16 protein-coding genes and 1 tRNA gene are annotated in these 20,801 nt (G+C 60.1%); 2 read left to right on the top strand and 15 right to left on the bottom strand.

The genetic code is table 11. The annotated features are described in order from the left end of the window. Nucleotides 1-110: 110 nt before the first annotated feature. On the bottom strand, nt 111-1,040 hold the full coding sequence (locus KCG87_RS00335; RefSeq protein WP_096796669.1) for a LysR family transcriptional regulator: 930 nt from the start codon (nt 1,038-1,040) through the stop codon (nt 111-113). A 169-nt stretch (nt 1,041-1,209) separates the two neighbouring features. Between KCG87_RS00335 and KCG87_RS00330 the strand changes: the two genes are divergently transcribed. Next, nucleotides 1,210-2,493: an aminotransferase class III-fold pyridoxal phosphate-dependent enzyme gene (locus KCG87_RS00330; RefSeq protein WP_210556534.1), complete on the top strand. Its 1,284-nt coding sequence runs from the start codon at nt 1,210-1,212 to the stop codon at nt 2,491-2,493. A gap of 196 nt (nt 2,494-2,689) precedes the next feature. After that, nucleotides 2,690-2,848: a YqaE/Pmp3 family membrane protein gene (locus KCG87_RS00325; RefSeq protein WP_003228885.1), complete on the top strand. Its 159-nt coding sequence runs from the start codon at nt 2,690-2,692 to the stop codon at nt 2,846-2,848. 137 nt (nt 2,849-2,985) lie between these two features. Here the strand turns inward: KCG87_RS00325 and KCG87_RS00320 are convergent, their stop codons facing one another. The 14 genes from KCG87_RS00320 to rpoD form a co-directional block, all read right to left on the bottom strand. Next, nucleotides 2,986-4,797 (bottom strand): S9 family peptidase, encoded by a 1,812-nt coding sequence (locus tag KCG87_RS00320; protein ID WP_210556535.1) that lies wholly within the window; start codon nt 4,795-4,797, stop codon nt 2,986-2,988. Then, complete coding sequence (gene pqqE / locus KCG87_RS00315) at nt 4,763-5,935, bottom strand: pyrroloquinoline quinone biosynthesis protein PqqE (RefSeq protein WP_045121967.1); 1,173 nt, start codon at nt 5,933-5,935, stop codon at nt 4,763-4,765. The genes KCG87_RS00320 and pqqE overlap by 35 nt, the downstream gene beginning before the upstream one ends. Beyond that, the gene (pqqD, locus tag KCG87_RS00310) at nt 5,907-6,182 is read right to left on the bottom strand and encodes a pyrroloquinoline quinone biosynthesis peptide chaperone PqqD (protein WP_003228880.1); all 276 of its coding nucleotides are present in this window, start codon (nt 6,180-6,182) and stop codon (nt 5,907-5,909) included. Before pqqD ends, pqqE begins: the two co-directional genes overlap by 29 nt. Beyond that, a complete protein-coding gene (gene pqqC, locus KCG87_RS00305) occupies nt 6,179-6,931 on the bottom strand; it encodes a pyrroloquinoline-quinone synthase PqqC (RefSeq protein WP_096796665.1) in 753 nt (250 codons plus the stop codon). The genes pqqD and pqqC overlap by 4 nt, the downstream gene beginning before the upstream one ends. A 136-nt stretch (nt 6,932-7,067) precedes the next feature. After that, nucleotides 7,068-7,979: a pyrroloquinoline quinone biosynthesis protein PqqB gene (pqqB, locus tag KCG87_RS00300; protein WP_210556537.1), complete on the bottom strand. Its 912-nt coding sequence runs from the start codon at nt 7,977-7,979 to the stop codon at nt 7,068-7,070. Between the two features lie 81 nt (nt 7,980-8,060). Continuing rightward, nucleotides 8,061-8,135, bottom strand: a complete 75-nt coding sequence (pqqA, locus tag KCG87_RS00295) for a pyrroloquinoline quinone precursor peptide PqqA (protein ID WP_003422658.1) — start codon at nt 8,133-8,135, stop codon at nt 8,061-8,063. Between the two features lie 158 nt (nt 8,136-8,293). Beyond that, nucleotides 8,294-10,711, bottom strand: coding sequence for a pyrroloquinoline quinone biosynthesis protein PqqF (gene pqqF / locus KCG87_RS00290; protein WP_210556539.1), 2,418 nt, complete (start codon nt 10,709-10,711; stop codon nt 8,294-8,296). Between the two features lie 48 nt (nt 10,712-10,759). Then, nucleotides 10,760-11,554, bottom strand: a complete 795-nt coding sequence (locus tag KCG87_RS00285; RefSeq protein ID WP_210556541.1) for a carbon-nitrogen hydrolase family protein — start codon at nt 11,552-11,554, stop codon at nt 10,760-10,762. A gap of 12 nt (nt 11,555-11,566) precedes the next feature. After that, complete coding sequence (locus tag KCG87_RS00280) at nt 11,567-13,249, bottom strand: NAD(P)/FAD-dependent oxidoreductase (RefSeq protein WP_210556542.1); 1,683 nt, start codon at nt 13,247-13,249, stop codon at nt 11,567-11,569. 207 nt (nt 13,250-13,456) lie between these two features. After that, nucleotides 13,457-13,918, bottom strand: a complete 462-nt coding sequence (locus KCG87_RS00275) for an Lrp/AsnC family transcriptional regulator (protein ID WP_025108603.1) — start codon at nt 13,916-13,918, stop codon at nt 13,457-13,459. Nucleotides 13,919-14,075: 157 nt separating this feature from the next. After that, the gene (locus tag KCG87_RS00270) at nt 14,076-14,816 is read right to left on the bottom strand and encodes a hypothetical protein (protein WP_098965923.1); all 741 of its coding nucleotides are present in this window, start codon (nt 14,814-14,816) and stop codon (nt 14,076-14,078) included. A 138-nt stretch (nt 14,817-14,954) separates the two neighbouring features. Then, nucleotides 14,955-15,031, bottom strand: a tRNA-Ile gene (locus KCG87_RS00265). Between the two features lie 15 nt (nt 15,032-15,046). After that, a complete protein-coding gene (locus KCG87_RS00260) occupies nt 15,047-18,793 on the bottom strand; it encodes a bifunctional diguanylate cyclase/phosphodiesterase (protein ID WP_210556544.1) in 3,747 nt (1,248 codons plus the stop codon). 126 nt (nt 18,794-18,919) lie between these two features. Beyond that, nucleotides 18,920-20,767, bottom strand: coding sequence for an RNA polymerase sigma factor RpoD (rpoD, locus tag KCG87_RS00255; RefSeq protein WP_027610709.1), 1,848 nt, complete (start codon nt 20,765-20,767; stop codon nt 18,920-18,922). Nucleotides 20,768-20,801 lie beyond the last annotated feature (34 nt).

Raw genomic sequence — 20,801 nt, 5'->3', positions numbered from 1 at the left:
ACAACACGGACACGTAGGATTCTGCCAGGGTGGCGGAGTGAAATGGATGTCAGGGAAACAGTCTGCAAAGCCCCGCTTCGGCGGGGTTTTCTTTTGCCTGAAGAAAAGTATCAGGCCAGCGGATCCAGTGGCGGCGCGGCTTTCAGCGGTTTGTCTTCACGCTGAATCACTTCTTCCAGCAATGTGCGCAGTAACGCCAAAGACGCCTGCTGGCGTTGCACATCGCGGCACACCAGCCCAACCTTCAGCGGCACCCGTGGTTCGCTCAACGGCTTCCACAACAGATCCTCATCGTCGTATTCCTTCTGTGAACGCCCGGGCAGCACCGTCGCCAGTTTGGTGTGCGGCAGACTGTCGAGAATCCCCAGCATATTGTTCAGCTCGGCCTGTACTTGCGGGCGCCTACCCAGGCTGGTCAACTGAGCCTGCCAGATCTGCCGGATCTGAAACTCTTCGCCCAGCAGCAACATCGGCAATTCCGCTGCCTGCCGCATCGAGACCTTCTTGAATTCACGTAGTGGATGATCCGCCGGGATGACCAGCGTCAGTTCGTCCTCGTACAGCATCACGCCATGCAGCCCCGGTTGGCGCGGCGGCAGGTAGCTGATGCCGATGTCCAGTGAGCCGTTGAGCAAACGGCGCTCGATCTCCAGCCCCGTCAGTTCATAGATCTGCACCACAAGATGCGGCTGCGCCTTGCGCACCCGTTCGAGCATTTGCGGCACAAGGCTGGTGTGCACGGTTTGCAGTACGCCGATCGCCAGCGTGCGCAAGGCCTGCCCCTTGAAGTTGCCCAGCGCTTCCCGCGCCCGCTGCAAACCGTCGAGCAGCGGCACGGCGTGGTTGTACAGCGTGTGCGCGGCAAGGGTCGGCAACAGGCGTTTGCTGCTGCGTTCGAACAGCGTGACGTCGAGGTTCTGTTCGAGCTGGCGAATCTGCTGCGACAGCGCCGGTTGCGAAATCGACAGGCGTTCGGCGGCCCGACCGACATGGCCCTCTTCGTAGACCGCGACGAAATAACGCAGTTGTTTGAAATCCATAAGTAATACTTATCGAAAATGCTGGTAAATCGAAATGGCCCGAAGCCGTCAGTGAGCCTAGTCTAACCGCAATCACAAGGCTTACAGGGCCAGAGAGCGCGATGAATAGCGTTTGCTTCGACAATGTTTGCATAGGCGGTTCAAAAAACCTCAAGCGAGGTTTTTTGCAATGAATCTGTTCAGTCTGCGGCGTCAGGCGCCGAGTCTCGATGACCTCGCTTTCGAGGCCGGTCCACCCCAGGCAGGCGATAGCCTGAATGCCGAGCGACTGATGCCCAGCGTCGAGCGACCGGCGCAGGTCTTCGTGCGTGGCCAGGGATCCTGGTTGTGGGACAGCAACGACCGCGCTTATCTCGACTTCTCCCAGGCCGGCGGCGCCAACAGCCTCGGCCACAGCCCTTCGGCGCTGGTCAAAGCCATCGCCAGTCAGGCCCAGGCGCTGATCAATCCCGGTTTCAATCTGCACAACCGCGGCATGCTCAGCCTTGCCGAACGCCTGTGCGCCAGCACCTCCAGCGATCAGGCTTACCTGCTCAACAGCGGCAGCGAGGCCTGTGAGGCAGCGATCAAACTGGCGCGCAAATGGGGCCAACTGCATCGTGGCGGCGCCTCGCGGATCATTGTTGCGAAGCAGGGGTGCCATGGCCGCAGCCTGGCAACGATTTCCGCGTCGGACAGTTGCAACCTGCACAACCGCTTCGCACCGTTGCTGCCGGGTTTCGATCTGGTGCCGTTCAACGATTTGCCGGCGCTGCATGCGGCTGTCGATGCGCAAACCGTGGCGATCATGCTCGAACCGATCCAGAGCGATGCCGGGGTGATTCCGGCCACCGAGCATTACCTCAAAGGCGTCGAGCGTCTGTGCCGAGAATTGGGCATTTTGTTGATCCTCGACGAAGTGCAGACCGGCATCGGGCGCTGCGGCACATTGCTCGCCGAACAGTCCTACGGCGTGCGCGCCGATATCGTTGTGCTCGGCAAAGGCCTCGGCGGCGGTGTTCCTCTGGCGGCGTTATTGGCCCGTGGCAAGGCCTGCTGTTTTGACGCCGGTGAACTGGGCGGCACTCATCACGGCAACGCGCTGATGACAGCGGCCGGTCTGGTGGTGCTTGATAGCGTGCAGGATCGGGTATTTCTCGAGCAGGTCAAAGACCTCGGCCAGCCCCTGCGCGAAGGTCTAGCTCGATTGGCACACCGCTACGGGCATGGCGAACTGCGTGGTCAAGGCCTGTTCTGGGGACTGAGCCTGTCAGAGGATTCCGCCGATGCCGTAGTCAATGCCGCCTTGCACGAAGGCCTGCTGCTCAACGCGCCGCAAGCCAACTGCCTGCGTTTCACCCCGGCCCTCACCGTCAGCAAGGCCAACATCGACGAAATGCTCCTGCGCCTGGCCCGCGCCTTCTCGCGAGTGCGTACTGCGCAACTGCAATGCCGCAAAGGGATTGCCGTCTGAGCTGAAGTTTCCTACCCGATTTGAAGAACCGTCTCGCGGTATAACGCACGCCCCACGCCTGATTCTTTTGGCGTGGGGCGTTTTTTTGTGCCCGATGGTGGCGATCAAATGGCGTTTGCACTGAACCCTGAAGAACGGCGCAGGTCGATTAGCTTGTATGGCTCATGTGAGCCAACCCCCATTCAGGAGCTGACCCATGGACTTCATTCGTATCATCATCGCTATTCTGTTGCCGCCACTGGGTGTGTTTCTGCAGGTCGGGTTCGGCGGGGCGTTCTGGCTGAACATTCTGCTGACGCTGTGCGGTTACATTCCGGGGATCGTGCATGCGGTGTATATCATCGCCAAGCGCTGAGTATTGCTGAGTCAGATAAAAAAGCCATCGCGAGCAGGCTCACTCCTACAGGGGATTTGTGTTGTGAACACGGTCAACTGTAGGAGTGAGCCTGCTCGCGATAGGGGCACCGCTATTTTGAAATGTAAATGCGGTGCTTAGTCCGCCAACCCCATCACCCGCCGATAAAACTTCCACTCCTGTTCCAGCGCATGCGCCTGGTTCACCGCCCGGCGGAAGCCATGGCGTTCCTCGGCGTAGTAATGCGCCTCGACCGGGATGCCGTTGTGCTCCAGCGCCGCGACCATGTCGCGGGTCTGTTGCGGCACCACCACCGCATCCAGTTCACCCTGAAAGAAAATCACTGGCACACGGATGTTGCTCGCGTGCAGTAGCGGCGTGCGGGCGGCGTAGCGCTCGGCATCCTGTTCGGGATCGCCGATCAGCCAGTCGAGATAATCACCTTCGAATTTGTGGGTTGCCCGGGCCAGTGCCACCGGGTCGCTGACGCCATAGAGGCTGGCGCCCGCGCGGAACACTTGCTGAAACGCCAGCGCGCACAGCGTGGTGTAACCCCCGGCGCTGCCACCGCGAATAAATGCCCGCTCGCCATCGATCAGACCTTGTTCGGCCAGATACGCCACCACCGCGCAGGCGTCCTCGACATCCACCTCACCCCAACTCAGATGCAACGCCTGACGGTATTCGCGACCATAACCGCTGCTGCCGCGATAGTTGAGGTCGGCGACGGCGAAACCACGCTGCGTCCAGTACTGAATGCGCGGGTCGAGCATCGGGTAGCAGGCCGAGGTCGGACCGCCGTGGATGAACACCACCAGTGGCGGTCGCACTTCATCGTTCATCGCCGGATAAAAGAAGCCGTGAGCCTCACCGCTGCCGCTCGGGTAGCGCAAGGTCTGCGGACGGCTGATGCACTCCGCCGGCAAAGGCGCCACACCGCCAGCCAGCACATTCACTTCGCGGGTAGCGCGATCAATGGCGATCACCGCAGAAGGGCTGATCGGCGAAGCGGCGATGCAATAGATAAATTGCTGATCCAGCGCCAGATGGCGGAAGCGGCTGTAGTCGCCGGTGAAATCTTCACCGTCGAGCGCCAGGCGACCAAAACCGCGTTCGCTCCAGCTCGCCAGAAACGAATCGCCCACCGGCAACCAGGTGCTGCCACCCAATTGCCACGGGGCGGGCGCATGATCGGCCTCGGCGCAGGGCAGTCGCTGCAAACCGTCGGACGTTTCGCCCCACGGCTGCCAGAAACCGCCGCGATCAGTCAGGCACAACAAGCGTCCTTTCGCGTCGAACCGCGGTTGCTGGATCGACTCTTCAAGGTCAGCCCCCGCCACGCAACGCGGTGCGCCAAAACCACCCTCAGCCAGACGCTCGGCCACCATCAATCGCGTGGATGTCCAAGGCTGATGCGGCCGACTCCACTCGATCCAGGCCAATCGCGAACCGTCCGGGCTGATCACCGGTGCTGCATAAAAATCCGCACCTTCAGCCAGCAAATGCCGGGTGCCGTCGGCCAGATCAATAGCTACCAGCCGATGCTGGTCGCGCAGTTCCTCGACCGCCAGCACTTGGCCGAAAGCAAAATGCAGATCGCCATAACGACACTCGCCAGAAGTCAGCACCTCGGGCGCGCCATCCAGCGCCTGCCGATACAACTGCTGATCCGCCTCATTGACGAAAACCACCCCGTCCGGCGTCAGACAAAACGCGCCACCGCCATATTCGTACACCCGGCTACGCACGCTGAAGCCATCCGGCGTCAGACATTTCGCCGCGCCGTCTCGCCACTGCCAGATTCGGCACGCGGCGTCTTGCGGGCGATATTCATTCCAGAACAAACCGTGGGCGCCGAGTTGCAGCTCGGCGAAATCCATTCCGGCGGCGACGGCTTGGGCGGCGCTGAAAGGCTCAGCCCTTGGCGATGAGGCGTGAGTTTCGTTCATTACGGAAGGCCAGTTGTTCGATGGTCTGGGTGGCGGTCTCGGCTTCTTCGCGGGCCTTGAGAATCACGCCGTGATGTTCGGACTTGCTGCACACCGGGTCGGCATTGCTCGCGTCCCCCGTGAGCATGAACGCCTGACAGCGGCAGCCGCCGAAGTCCTGTTCCTTCTCGTCGCAGGAGCGGCATGGCTCGGGCATCCAGTCGTAACCGCGAAAGCGGTTGAAGCCGAACGAGTCGTACCAGATATGCTGCATGCTGTGGTCGCGCACGTTGGGAAATTGTACCGGCAGCTGTCGGGCGCCATGACAGGGCAGGGCAGTGCCGTCCGGGGTAACCGTCAGAAAGATGCTGCCCCAGCCGTTCATGCAGGCTTTCGGGCGTTCTTCGTAGTAGTCCGGGGTGACGAAAATCAGCTTGCACGGATGCCCTTCGGCTTCCAGTTTGGCGCGGTATTCGTTGGTGATGCGTTCGGCGCGCACCAGTTGCTCTTTGGTCGGCAACAGGCCGACACGGTTGAGCTGTGCCCAGCCGTAGAACTGGCAGGTGGCGAGTTCGACGAAGTCCGCTTCGAGCGCAATACACAGCTCGATGATGCGGTCGATCTTGTCGATGTTGTGCCGATGGGTGACGAAGTTCAGCACCATCGGATAGCCGTGGGCCTTCACCGCCCGAGCCATTTCCAGCTTCTGCGCGAAGGCCTTTTTCGAGCCGGCGAGCAGGTTGTTTACCTGTTCGTCACTGGCCTGGAAACTGATCTGGATGTGATCAAGCCCAGCCTTTTTGAAGTCGCTGATTTTCTGCTCGGTCAGGCCGATGCCGGAAGTGATCAGGTTGGTGTAGAAACCCAACTGCCGCGCTTCACGGATCAGTTCGGCGAGGTCCTGGCGCACCAGCGGTTCGCCACCGGAAAAGCCCAGTTGCGCCGCGCCCATCTCCCGCGCTTCGCGGAAGACTTTGATCCACTGCTCGGTGCTCAGCTCTTTGCCCTGCTCGGCGAAATCCAGCGGATTGGAGCAGTACGGGCATTGCAGCGGGCAGCGGTAAGTCAGCTCGGCGAGCAGCCACAGCGGCAGGCCGACTTCAGGTTTAGGCGGTACTTGCACCGATGCCTCAGGCAAGTTCGATCCAGTGCTGCGCACGGGCAACCTCCATGAATTGCTCGATGTCTTCACCGAGCTCGGGCACGCCGGGGAACTGCTCGTCGAGTTTGGCGATGATCGCCGCGACATCGCGTTCACCGTCGATCAAACCGCCGATCAGCGCGGCGCTGTCGTTGAGCTTGATCATGCCCTCGGGGTAGAGCAGCACGTGGCCTTTTTGCGCCGGTTCATACTGAAAACGGTAGCCGGGACGCCAGGTCGGGATCTTGCTGCGATCAAAACTCATAGGGTGATTCCTTTGTGCCAGACCCGCTGCTCGGTGACACTGTGATACGGCGGGCGGTTCAGTTCGTAAGCCATGCTCATGGCATCGAGCATGCTCCAAAGAATGTCCAGTTTGAACTGGAGAATTTCCAGCATGCGCTCCTGACCCTCGCGGGTCTTGTAGTGCTCGAGCGTGATCGCCAGACCATGCTCGACATCGCGCCGCGCCTGACCGAGGCGAGTGCGGAAATATTCGTAACCGGCCGGGTCGATCCACGGGTAATGCTGCGGCCAGCTGTCGAGGCGCGACTGGTGGATCTGCGGTGCGAACAGTTCGGTCAGCGAGCTGCTGGCGGCTTCCTGCCAACTGGCACGGCGGGCGAAGTTGACGTAGGCGTCGACGGCGAAACGCACGCCGGGCAGCACCAGTTCCTGGGAGCGCAGTTGATCCGGGTCGAGGCCGACCGCCTGACCGAGACGCAGCCAGGCTTCAATGCCACCGTCTTCACCGGGGGCGCCGTCGTGGTCGAGCAGGCGTTGAATCCACTCGCGACGGATCTCGCGATCCGGGCAATTAGCGAGGATCGCCGCGTCTTTCAGGGGGATGTTCACCTGATAGTAGAAGCGGTTGGCGACCCAGCCCTGAATCTGCTCGCGGGTGGCCCGGCCTTCGTACATCGCCACGTGATACGGGTGGTAGATGTGGTAGTAGGCGCCTTTGGCGCGCAGGGCGGCTTCGAATTCGCTGGGGGACAGCGGGGTGTCGGTCATTGAGGTTCTCCGGGGAACAACCGTTGGAATACTGGGTGTCTGTTCGGACGTCTTCGCGAGCAAGCTCGCTCCCACAGGGTTTGTGAACGCCACAGATCCAATGTGGGAGCGAGCTTGCTCGCGAAGAGGCCGGTCGCTACAGCACAATACTCATGCCGTCATAGGCCACTTCAACATTACGCCGCGCCAGCTCCGCGCGCTCCGGCGAATCTTCATCGAGAATCGGGTTGGTGTTGTTGATGTGGATAAGCACCTTGCGCTGCTCAGGCAATTGCTCCAGCACTTCGAGCATGCCGCCGGGGCCGTTCTGCGCCAGGTGGCCCATCTCGCGACCGGTGCGGGTGCCGACGCCACGGCGCTGCATTTCATCGTCATCCCACAGCGTTCCGTCCACCAGCAGGCAATCACTTCCGGCCATGATTTCCTGCAGCGGTGCGTCGACCTTGCCCAGCCCCGGTGCATAGAACAGTTTGCCGCCGGTGTTCATGTCTTCGACGATCAGGCCGATGTTGTCGCCCGGGTGCGGGTCGAAACGGTGCGGCGAATACGGTGGCGCGGCGCTGCGCAACGGCAGCGGGGTGAAGCGCAGGTTCGGGCAGGCAGCGACAGTGAAGCTCTGGTCGAGCTCGATGCGATTCCAGCTCAAACCGCCGTTCCAGTGGGTAAGCATCTTGAACAGCGGGAAACCGGTGCTCAAATCTTCGTGAACCATGTCCGTGCACCAGACCTGATGCGGGCAGCCTTCGCGCAGGCTGAGCAGGCCGGTGGTGTGGTCGATCTGGCTGTCCATCAGGATGATCGCGCTGATGCCGGTGTCGCGCAGTGCACGGCCCGGTTGCATCGGGGCGAAGCTCTGCAGTTGCGCGCGGATGTCCGGCGAAGCATTGCACAGCACCCAGTTCACGCCATCATCGGAAATCGCGATGGACGATTGGGTGCGGGCCTTGGCATTCAGGCTGCCGTCGCGAAAGCCTGCGCAATTGACGCAGTTGCAGTTCCACTGCGGAAATCCGCCACCGGCGGCCGAACCCAGAATCTGGACGAACATGAACGCTCCCATCTTTCAACGCTGAAAATAAAACGCCCCGGCGAGCCGAGGCGTTGCACTGCAAGTCTGCGTAGACAGAACTCAGCGGCTGGCGAAGTACATGGTGACTTCGAAGCCGATACGCAGGTCGGTGTAAGCTGGTTTTGTCCAGGACATAGGGTGACTCCTCATTGGGTGGGTGGGATAGCGCTGTCCATAGTTATAGTCCATGGCCGCGCCGGGATGTTCCAAATAGTTAGGCTGCTATGTTACTCAAAATTTCAACGATATTGCCCGTGAATCTTTGAGAAAGCTCCTTGCAGCCTGGGTAATGATCATTTTGTCGCTTGCCACGGCGCGCCGGGTGACGATTCGCTGGCCAGGCAGCGCCAGCCGCCCTTGGCGTTGAGCAACCGCTGCGCTGCCTCCAGCAATGTTGAGCGTTTCAGTTGACCAATGGCTGTGTGCAGTTGCGCCAGATAATCCGACGAGTGGCCGGCGAGCTTGGCCTGCCACAGCAGCTCGGCGGCGTCCTTGTCGGACAGATGATTCTCAGCGAACTGATCTGCGAGTGACTGGCGCTGCTCGTTGAAGCGCTCTTCATCGAGGTTTTCGATCAGCGCAGGAATGCCCTCGAGGAACTGCTGGATATGGCCGAGCAGCTCAACTGGCGCAGTATTCGGCGACTGCACACCGAACAGCAATCCACTCTGGCCATGCATCTGTCGCAAGGCGCTGAACACTGCGTAGCCCAATTGCAATTCGACTCGCAGGCGTTGATAGAACGGTGTCTGACACAGCTGCGCGAGCAAGCGCCAGGCGGCTTCGTCGGCGATCTCGCGACTGGCGCTCGGGCAGAACATTAGCAAAGCATGTTCGCTGGACGCGGTGTCGATGTGGCTCCACAGATGTTGCGTATTGATCGTCGGCGCTGCCGGCAATTGATTGTCCGGTGTGCCGGGGATGCGGCTCAGGGCCAGGCCCATGGCCGATTGCGTCTGTGTGTTGAGGCCAAGGGCCAGTCCGTCCCAGCGCGAAGTTGTCCACAGCTGTTTGACGTCGTGCGACTCGACGGCCGATGACAGACAATATTCAGGCAACGCCTTGAGCAACTGGCGGATCGGTATCAACGGTGTTTCTGCCTCTGCGCTCGCTGAATCGGCGTCAATTTGCGTCAGACATTTCAGCGCGTGCTCCAGGACACTGGGCATCGGCTCCTGCAGGCCCGTCAGTTTCAGCAGCCACTGCGTGCCGGTGGCACTGAACGCCAACTCGACGCCGGCCTGCCGCGCATCTTCCTGCGTTTCCCGCAGACTGCGTCGCAGCTTGCCTTGCAGATCTGTGCCGGCCGCCGCCTGCGTTTGCCAACGCAAGTAAATCGCGCCGTGGTCGCTATGATCCGGCAACGCCTGGCTGAATTGCATCGGCGAACGCTCACGCCGCCCGCGCGAGCGATCCTGAGCGAAAGTCCGCAAACCACGGTGAGCGCTGGTCTGGCCGCGAATCAGTCCGGCGTTGGCCAGCGGCTCGTTGGAACCCAGAAAAGGGTTGGCGGCAGGCAGATGCCAATGGTCGCTGAAGTTATCCACAACACCGAGGTCGCGCAGGATCTGTTTGAGCGCAACGACGCCGTTTTCCGACAGACCGCTTTCGCGTTGTTCACTGTCGAGCCGCGCCAGTGGCAGAGCACCGCTGATTTGCTGCTGACGCTCAAGTAACTTGATGTACTCCTCGCGCAACGCTGCCCAGTCCTGTTGCGCGGCAAAGAAGCTCAACCAGTCCAGCAGCTGTTCACGAATGGCGCTGAGGGATTCGGCGGGGGCGGTGAATTGCAGATGCAGCAGCGCTTGCCCGGCGAACTGATACAGCGGCACGGCTTTCAAACTGTCCGCGAGGCTTTGTTGTTGCAGATGGGCGAGCAGCCCGCCGGGCTTGGCGCTGTTCAGCCAATGGCAGAGAAATGCCAACGCTTCGGCGGACGAGTCGGGCAGCGCTTCGAAAGCGAACAACAGATTGCCGCTTCGCTCGCCGACCTGTTGATAACTTTTTACCGCCAATGGCAGCGGCGCTGCTTGCTCGACCTTATCCCCAACAGGCAGCACGGCGGCGAACTGCTGCGCCAGTACGCGCAATTCCTCGATGCTCTGCGGCCCGACCAGGCTCAGCGTCATTTGTCCGGTGCGATAAAACTGCCGGTGGAAATCTTTCAGCGCCTGTTGAAACGCTGGTAACTCAACTTTCAGGCTGTCGCGATTTCCCGCATGAAACCCGCGCAGCGGATGTGTGGCCGGCAATCCCTCGTACAGCGCCAGTTCCTGCTGAGCCGTGGGATCTTGCGACCACGCGACAAATTCTGCGTCCAGCACTTCGCGTTCGCGCAACTGATCGTGCGGATTCATACGCGGCTGGGCGAGCATGTCTGACAGGCGCTCGAGCCCGGCACTGAAGGCCGAGGTCGGCAGTTCGAAGAAAAAGTCGGTGGTGCGTTCACGGGTACTGGCATTCACTTGGCCACCGTGACTTTGCACGTAGGCCATCAGCGCCTGACTCGCAGGAAAACGCTCAGTGCCGAGAAACAGCAAATGCTCAAGAAAATGCGCCAGCCCCGGCCACTCCAGTGGCACATCATGGCTACCGGCCGCCACCCGCAACGCAGCGGCGCTGCGCTTCAAGCCGGGCACCTGACGCAGGGTCACGCGCAAGCCGTTTGGCAGGGTTTCAGTGTGGGGGCGGGGGTGAGTCGGCGCAGGCATGGGCACTTCCAGAACAGTGAAGTGCCAATGCTAGCGGATTGGGTGGGGTCAGCGCTTGTTCAACGCATGGTAAAGCTCGGGACGACGGTCGTTGAGGTAGCGATTGGCGGCGCGGGAATCGGCCATCAACTGTCGATCCAGCTCACCGACGATCAACGCTTCATCAAGTCCGGCCTGGGCGATACGGCTGCCGTCCGGCGCGGCGATGCTGCTTTGTCCGCAATAGTGGATCTCGCCTTCCTGCCCGCAATAATTGGCGTACGCCACGTAACACTGGTTTTCGAAGGCACGGGAACGCACGGTAACGTCAGCGACGAAATCGAACGGAATCATGTTTGCCGTCGGCACCAGAATCAGCTCGGCACCGGCCAAGGCCAGACGTCGCGCGTTCTCCGGAAACTCCAGGTCGTAGCAGATCAGAAAGCCGAGCTTCCAGCCGTTGAGTTCAACCACCGGAAAATCATCTTCGCCGGGGCTGAACATCGATCGATCGAGATCGCCGAACAGATGGGTCTTGCGGTAATTGCACAGGCGCTCGCCGTGCGCGTCGATCAACTGCACGGCGTTGTAGATCTGCCCGTCGGCCGTGCGCTCGGGGTAACCGTAAGCAATCGCCAGCCCGGCGGCTTTGGCGATTCGACCGATCTGTTGCGCCCATTCACCGTTGTAGACCTCGGCCAGCGTACTGACTGCCTCGGTGCCGATGTTGTAGCCGGTCAGGAACATCTCCGGCAGCACCAGCAGGTCCGCACCCTTGGCCTCCATTGCCAGTTGCTGCAGGCGATGCAGGTTGGCGGCGGGTTCCAGGGGCAGCGGTGGACATTGGTAAAGGGCTACACGCATCGGGGAATCCTCTTACTCGGGCAGGGCGATAGGGCCGATGTCTTTGAACACATCACCCGGGCCCGGGTTCTCTTTATGTGTCGAACCGCCGAAGTGTTTCATGATGCCCCACACCGCGTTGAGTGAAGTTTGCACCGCGCCTTCGACCCACGCCGGGGTCCACGACACGTCGTCACCGGCGATGAAAATCCCCCGCTGCTCCGCCGGCATGTCGTCCTGCATGAAGTGCGCGTACATGCGCTGGTTGTAGCGATAGTGGCCGGGCAGGGCGCCTTTGAATGCGCCGAGGAAGTACGGGTCGGCTTCCCACGACACGGTGATCGGATCGCCGATGATCCGCGCGGCGATATCGACTTTCGGGTAGATCTTCTTCAGCGCGTTCAACGCCAGCTCTACGCGTTTTTCCACCGGGTGCGGCAGCATCTTCAGCGCGTCGCTCATCCACGAGTAGGACAGGCAGATCACCCCCGGCTTATCGTCACCGTTGTCGAACAGATAGGTGCCGCGGGTCAGGCGATCGGTGAGGGTCATGCTCATCAGGTCGCGGCCGGTTTGCGGGTCCTTGTCCTTCCAGAATGGCCGGTCGACCATCACGAAGGTCTTCGACGACTGCATGTAGCGCGTGCGATCCAGCGCCATCCACATCTTCTGCGAGAACAGGGTTTCGTCGCATTCGATCTGCGTGGTCAGCAGCCAGCTCTGGCAGGTGGTCAGCACGGCGGCGTACTCGCGGGTGTCGCCGTTGTTGTCGGTGACGGCGAAACGGCCGTCCGGCGCGTGAGCGATTTTCTTCACCCCGGAACGCGGCGCGCCACGGTGCAGGGATTTCAGGCTGGTGCCTTCCGGCCAGTGCACGCAGCGCTCCGGCACATGCCGCCAGATGCCTTGCGGCACTTGTTCCACACCGCCAACCACCAGATGCTGGTGATCGTCGCAGTTGGTCATCACCACGCGGAAGATTTCCAGCATCGAATTGGGGAAGTCCGAGTCCCAGCCGCCGGTACCGAAGCCGACCTGACCGAACACTTCGCGGTGATGGAATGACAGTTTGGCGAAGGCTTTGGAAGTGGCCACGAAGTCGTAGAACGTGCGGTCGTCCCACAGCGGAACGAGTTTATTCCACAGTTCTTTGAGGCGTGGTACGTCGCGCTCACGGATCGCTTGCTGGATATCAGCGAACTGCGAGCCAGCCTCCAGTGCATCCGCCCAGGCGTCAGCCACTTCCTGGAACAGTGCAGGAAGATCCTTCAGGCTTTGTGCGTAATGGGTTTTGCCTTCGAGATCGATCACTGTGCTGCCGGAGGCCGGTGTCAGCGGGTTCGGGAAAGGTTTGGTCTCAAGACCGAGCTTGTCGACGTAGTGATAAAACGCAGTTGAGGACACCGGGAAACGCATGCCACCCAGTTCCGCGACGATGCCGTCGGTGCCGTTGAACGCTTGCGAACGCAGGCGGCCACCCAGTTTCGAGGCCTCGTACACCACCGGTTTCAAGCCGAGCTTCATCAGTTCGTAGGCGGCCACCAGACCCGCGATACCGGCGCCGACAATCGCCACTTCAGCGCCGTGATGGTGTTCAGGAATGCTGCCGAGACCGGCCGGGTGTTCGATCCAGTCGTCGAAGGCGAACGGAAAGTCCGGGCCGAAAATGGTGACGGGTTTCTTACCGTCTGCAGGATGGCGATTGTTCTTGTTCATGGCTGACCTTGCTGGCGACCCGACGCAGGATGCGCGTCTGAGTATAGGAAAAGATGCCAGCCATTCTAGGGAGCGTAGAACACGTTAATAAGACGCAAAGTGTCGTCGTTTTGCCAGTTAATTGATCAATATGACGATTAATGACTGCATTCCGACCAAATGTAGGAGTGAGCCTGCTCGCGATGAGGCCATCAAGCTCACCAGCGCTCAAACCGGCTGCCCCCGATCAATCTTGCTGCTCAAAATGATCGAAGTCGTGGTCTTCTCAACCCCATCCACCCCGCCAATCTGATCCAGCAACTGATCCAGTTGCTCCGGCGAGTCGGTGCGCAACCACGCCACATAATCAAATTCGCCACTCACCGCGCACAACTGCTGCACCTGCGCCATCGCGCTCAACCGGCGCAATACCTCTTTGCCGGAACGCGGCTGCACCTTGATCCCGACATACGCCTGCAACCCGCCATCGACCACGCGCTGCCCCAAACGTACGCCATAACCGGTGATCACCTTGGCCTTTTCCAGACGCGCCAGTCGCGACGTCACTGTGGTGCGCGCAATGCCCAATTGGCGGGCAAGCATGGCCACGCTCTCGCGAGCGTTGATTTGCAGGGCGGCGATTAGCTGCCGGTCGATTTCATCGAGCACGGGCGGGCGGATGTCGGGCAAGGAAGGCTCCATAGGGCGCGGATCTTGGAGCGAGCATGTTACAGGCTCAACCGACGAGACGCTTGTGGGCGGTAATCGAATGATTGGCCAACGGGGCGCGAAGAGTGGACAGAAAAATCCGCGTAATTGCGCGGATTTTTATGCGTTGGATTGACCGTTATCTGGCCATTCTGCGTAAGGCTTGATCGATAAGTTCGATCTGGAAGCGGTATCGGAGATTTACGCGTTTGAGCAATACCGCTCCTATTGAAAGACCGAGTACCAAGGCAATGATCATCAATAAGGCGCTATCACCCCAGTTTCCGCTCACAGGTCCGGCCAACAAGGTCTTACTGATCCAGGGGAAACCGCCGAATTTTTCCGCGCAGACGTAGGCCGTTCCCAGCAGAGCAAGGGCTGCAGCTTTTTCTCCAAAAAACAGGGCGACACGCGCTTCTGCTCGATTGATTCTGAGTTCGAGCCAATACTTTGCATCTAGAAGTGCCACTTCCGAATGAGGTTCAAGTGAATCTACCAACGCATTCTCGTGTCTGAAATCGGCAATCATGCTTTTCAAGGTGATGGTCTCCCATCGGAAAAGCGCGTAGACCAGTGCCGCCATGGGTGTAAGCAGTGACAGCAAAGTAGATATTGTCGAGAAGAACACAAGATAGAGAGCCAGATATTTGGCCTCTTCCGGCAACGGAGTCTGCGACGTATGCCAGTAGGCCATGCAGGCCGCGACGGCCATCCCGGCACCGCCGAGAATGAGACACCAATTGGCAAATTTCTCCGCATTCACTTCGAGTCTGCTACGCCGTGCAGATGCCTTCAGGGGTCTGCATGTACTCAAGTGTTCAAGAACTTTGATGGTATCGTCGATGTGTATTTCTGGAAGTTCCTTTTCCATTACGCTCATTGCATGCTCCGTTGCGATTTGATTTTACGTATGACCCGCAGGCACCACTCACATCCAGGTGGATGGGGTCGACTGAGTGGCTGACGAGACACAAAAACAAAAAAGGCCTATGCCATCAAGCATAAGCCTTTGTATGTTTGGTGGGCCCACACGGACTTGAACCGTGGACCAAAGGATTATGAGTCCTCTGCTCTAACCAACTGAGCTATAGGCCCTCAGTAGGCCGCGGATTATAGCGACGGTTTGGCGGCTGTGCTATCCGAATAATCCGATACGGTTACACGAAGAAACGTTGCGGCGAATTCTTCCGGGGGCAGCGGCAGGCTGACGATGTAGCCCTGGATCTGTTCGCAACCTTCGGCTGCGAGGAATTGTTGCTGGGCCTGGGTCTCGACGCCTTCGGCGATCACGGTGAATTGCATGCTCCGGCCCAGAGCGATGATCGCGCGAACAATCGCCGCGTCGTGCGGGTCATCGGGCAGTCCGCGAACAAAGGACTGGTCGATCTTGAGGATGTCCAGCGGCAGGCGTTTGAGGTAACTGAGCGAAGAATAACCGGTGCCGAAGTCGTCGATCGCCAGTTGTACGCCCAAGTGTTTGAGCTGGTGCAGCACCGCCAAGGCCTCCTCAGCCTGGCTCATGATGAAGTTTTCGGTAATTTCCAGTTGCAGTAAATCCGGCTGCAGACGGTTGTCCCTGAGCAGTTGTTCGATGCGTCCGAGCAGATTCGGTTGCCGCAGTTGCGCGCCGGCCAGGTTGACCGACAGCGGGCCAAGGCTGTCGTAGATCTGATTCCACTCGAACATCTGCCGGCAGGCGGTCTCGAGCACCCAATCGCCGATCTGCAGGATCATGCCGTTCTCTTCGGCCAACGGGATGAAGTGCTCCGGCGGCACTTCGCCGAAGGTCGGGTGGCGCCAGCGGATCAGTGCTTCGGCGCCGACCAGGCGATGGTCGTCGAGGCTGATTTTCGGTTGGTAGTAGAGGAACAACTCTTCGCGCTCGATGGCCCGGCGCAGTTCGTGCTCCAGTGCCACGCGCTCGCTGGCCTGGGCAGTGAGGTCGCGAGTGTAGCTTTCGACGCGGTTGCGGCCCTTGGCCTTGGAGCGGTACATCGCCGCGTCGGCGTTTTTCACCAAGGTGGCGACATCGCAGCCATCCCGTGGATAGAGGCTGGTGCCGATGCTGGCGCTGATGAAGAACTCGTGCTCACCGGCCTGAAACGGTGCGCCAAAGCAGTTGAGCAGTTTGAATGCGATGTTGTCGGCATCGCTGGCTTGTTGCAGACCCGGCAGCAGAATGATGAATTCATCACCGCCCAGTCGTGCGACGGTGTCGATATCACGCAGTTGTTCTTTCAAACGCACGGCAATGCCTTTGAGCAGCAGATCGCCAACCGGGTGGCCGAGGCTGTCGTTGATGTGTTTGAAGCGGTCGAGATCGAGGAACAGCACCGCGCCCTGACCACCGTTTTCCTGCTGACTGTTCAGCGCGGTGAGCAGGCGACTTTCAAACAGGGTGCGATTCGGCAGGCCGGTGAGCGGGTCATGGTGCGCCTGATAATCGAGCTTGGCCTGTGCGTGTTTGAGGCTGGAGATATCGGCGAACACCGCAACAAAGTGGGTGATGAACTTGTCGCGGTTGCGTACGGCGCTGATGGTCAGCCAGCTCGGATACAACTCGCCGTTCTTGCGCCGGTTGGAAATCTCGCCCTGCCAGTGTCCCTCAGCAGTCAACTGGTGCCACATTGCCGCGTAAAACGCGCTGTCATGCAGTCCCGAGGCGAGCAGGCGCGGGGTGTGGCCGAGGGCTTCGCTTTCGCTGTAGCCGGTGATTTCGGTGAACGCACGGTTCACCGCGCTGATGTGCTGCTGGGTGTCGGTGATCAACACGCCTTCGGCGGTGCTCTCGAATACGGTGGCCGCCTGCTGCAGTTTTTCCTGCATCAAATGGCGCTCGGTGATGTCCCGGGCAATGGTCAACATGCAATCTTCTTCGCCGATCGGCAGAGGACGGCTGGACACTTCGCACAGTCGGATCTGCCCGTCGCTGCGGCGGATATGGCAGGTGAAATCGCGTACGAAGCCGTCGCGGTGCAGCAGGTCGAGCATCTGCTTGCGCTCGTTGAGATTGACCCAGATCCCCAGATCCAGCGCCGAGCGATCCACCGACATCGCGCTGTTGAACCCGGTGATGCGGCTGAAGCCCTCGTTGACTTCCAGCAGCAAGCCATCGCTCTGACGCGACAGCAGCAAGCCGTCCGGCGAGGCGTGAAAGGCCTTGGCGAACTTCTCTTCGGAGGTTTGCAGTTGCTGCTGGGTTTCCTTGAGTTGAGTGATGTCGCGCACGACCACCACCAGCGCCGGAGTGGTGTCGAGGTCGAAGGGCTCGGCGGAGATCAGACCGGTGAACACCTGGCCGTTGTTGCGGCGAAAGGGCATCTCCAGGTTGCGGATGCTGCCGGCCTGCAAGCGCTGTAACAGCCCGGGCCCGACCCCGGGGATGCCCCAGATATTCAGTTCAGTGGCGGTCTGGCCGACCACGTCTTCCGCCTTCAGGCCAATCTGCTCTTCAAAGGCTTCGTTGACCTCCAGCAGACAGCCGTCGGACAACCGCGCGATCACGAGGATATCCGGGCATTGCTGGAACACCGACGCGAACTTCTGCTCCGAAAGCCGCAGCGCCTCCTCAGTGCGCTTGGTTTCGCTGATGTCGATCATCAGCCCGCGCATCACAGGCTCATGGCCATGTTCAATCAGACTGACAATGTCACGCACCCATAGGCAGCGCCCGTCAGCGGTGATCACCCGATAGTCGAGGGTGTGATCGCGTCCGTCGCGTACCGCCTCATCGCAAATGGCCTGGGCGCGGGTCAGGTCGGCGGGGTGAATGATGTTGCGCCAGAAGCCCGGAATCAGCCAGTGCGCCTGTGGATAACCGAGCAGATCTTCGGCGTGCGGCGACACATAGCTATAGGTGAAGTCGCTCATGCGCGCTTCCCAGGCGATGGCCGACAGGCTCTCGACCAATCCGCGGTAATGATATTCGCTGCTGCGCAATTCCTGTTCTAGGTCGACGCGGCGGGCGATTTCCGAACTCAAGCGGCGATTGATGCGAATGACCACCGCCAGAATGCTGACCAGCAGCAACAGGCCCGGAAGGCCATAGATCAGCAGGTCCGACCAGAATGTCCGATGGTCCAGAACATTACCGACCCAATGTTCCTGAATGCTGCTGATTTCCTCGGGGCTCATGTCCGCCAGGACTTTGTCCAGAATACCCACCAGCATTTTGTTGTCGCGGGGTACGCCCATTGCCAGCTGATAGCGATACGGGGTTTCGCCGCTCACGTATAAACCGTCGAGCTTGAGCTGGCGCAGACTCCAGACGCTGGAGGCAAGGTCGCCGACCACGGCGTCTACCTCATCGGTAGCCAGAGCCTGCAAGGCCGAGCTGACATTGGGCATGGCCACCAGATTCAGGTCGGGATGGTGGGTGCGCAGGAGTTCGTGGGGGGCGTAGTTCTCCACCACGGCGATCTTAAGACCGTACAGGTCCTCGATTTTGCGCGGCTGAGCGCCGCCGATGTGGGCGAGGATCACGATCGGGAAATCGAGGTAGGGGCGGGTAAACGACAGATAGCTCTGGCGCTCCGGCGTGGACATGATCCCTGGCAGCAGGTCGATCTCGCCGGTTTTCACCTGCGCCAGCACTTCGGTCCAGCTCGATGGCTCGACCGGATTGAGTTTGATCGACAGGCGCTGGCGGATCACGTCGATATAGTCGGCGGCCAGGCCTTGATAGCGATTCTGTTCATCGCGGAACTCGAACGGCGGCCACGATGCATCTACACCCAGGCGCAAGTCCGGGTGAGCCGCCAGCCAGCTACGTTCTTCATCGGTCAGAGTCAGCGCGTCAGCCGTTGCGGTCCAGATCATCAGTGACAGCAAGAAAAGCACGGGCGCCAGTCTGGGCATAACCGTCTCGTTATGGCACGGGATTCATTGTTTCGAGTGTAGACGGGGTATGCCGGGGAGGGGCGGTGCGAGGGATTTAATCTGCCGCATAAACAAAACCCCCGGCCTGGGCCGGGGGTTCTGGTATCACTCGTCGAGGAAGGAGCGCAGATGCTCGCTTCGCGTCGGGTGGCGCAGCTTGCGCAGCGCCTTGGCTTCGATCTGACGGATCCGCTCACGCGTTACGTCAAACTGTTTGCCCACTTCTTCGAGTGTGTGGTCGGTGTTCATGTCGATACCGAAGCGCATGCGCAGGACCTTGGCTTCACGGGCAGTGAGGCCGGACAGCACTTCGCGGGTCGCTTCTTTCAGGCTTTCAACGGTTGCAACATCGATTGGCGACTGCATGGTCGAGTCTTCGATGAAGTCACCCAGATGAGAGTCTTCGTCATCACCGATCGGGGTTTCCATGGAGATCGGCTCTTTAGCGATCTTCAATACCTTGCGGATCTTGTCCTCAGGCATTTCCATGCGTTCGCCCAGCTCTTCCGGGGTCGGTTCGCGACCCATTTCCTGCAGCATCTGGCGGGAAATGCGGTTGAGCTTGTTGATCGTCTCGATCATGTGCACCGGAATACGGATGGTGCGGGCCTGGTCGGCGATCGAGCGAGTGATCGCCTGACGGATCCACCAGGTGGCATAAGTCGAGAACTTGTAACCACGACGGTATTCGAACTTGTCCACCGCTTTCATCAGACCGATGTTGCCTTCCTGGATCAGATCGAGGAATTGCAGGCCGCGGTTGGTGTACTTCTTGGCGATCGAGATCACCAGACGCAAGTTGGCTTCAACCATCTCTTTCTTCGCGCGGCGGGCCTTGGCCTCACCGATCGACATGCGACGGTTGATGTCCTTGATTTCGGCGATGGTCAGGCCGGTCTCGGTTTCCAGCGCGATCAGTTTCTGCTGGCAACGGATGATGTCCGGCTGTACGCGACCAATGGCTTCGGCGTATTTGCTCTTGCCTTTGGCCAGGGCGTCGGACCAGCTTTCGTCGACTTCATTGCCCGGGAACTGACGCAGGAAATCGGCGCGAGGCATACGTGCATCACGTACACACAGCTGCATGATCGCGCGCTCTTGCTGACGCAGACGATCCAGGGCACTGCGAACACGCTCGACCAGGGCTTCGAATTGCTTCGGCACCAGTTTGATCGGCATGAACAGCTCGGCCAGGGCCAGCAACTCGGCAATCGCTGCCTTGTTGTGACGACCGTGCTTTTTCAGGGCCTTGCGGGTGATTTCCATCTGATCGGACACAGCGCCAAAACGCTGGGCCGCGATGACCGGATCCGGACCGCTTTCGGCTTCTTCTTCGTCATCCGAAGATTCGGCGTCATCGTCGTCGGTATCGTCGTCAGCCTTGGCGGCTTTCGCGTCGATCGGCGGCGGCACTTCGGCGGCCGGCGGCGCAATGCCGTCGTCCGGATCGATGTAACCGCTCAACACGTCGGACAGGCGACCACCCTCGGTGGTGACGCGAGTGTACTCGGAGAGAATGTGGTCAACCGTGCCAGGGAAGTGCGCGATCGCGCTCATCACTTCACGGATGCCTTCTTCGATACGTTTGGCGATTTCGATTTCGCCTTCACGAGTCAGAAGCTCGACCGTACCCATTTCACGCATGTACATGCGCACCGGGTCAGTGGTGCGACCGATATCGGTCTCCACCGCTGCCAACGCAGCGGCTGCTTCTTCCGCAGCGGCCTCGTCGGTATCGGCGTCGGCCAACATAAGGGCGTCCGCATCCGGAGCACTCTCGTGTACGGGGATCCCCATGTCGTTAATCATGCGGATGATGTCTTCCACCTGCTCCGGATCTGAAATATCCTCGGGCAGGTGGTCGTTGACCTCGGCGTAAGTCAGATACTTCTGCTCACGACCCAGTTTGATCAACTCAATAATACGAGACTGCTGTTGCGCTTTTCCGGACATAACACCCTATCCACTGAAGGTCTTGGCGGGCAAA

This window comes from Pseudomonas sp. MWU347 (assembly GCF_017947305.1).
Taxonomy (GTDB): Bacteria; Pseudomonadota; Gammaproteobacteria; order Pseudomonadales; family Pseudomonadaceae; genus Aquipseudomonas; species Aquipseudomonas putida_A.
The sequence above is the reverse complement of the archived record's forward strand: the minus strand, read 5'-3'. Positions and strand labels throughout refer to the sequence as shown.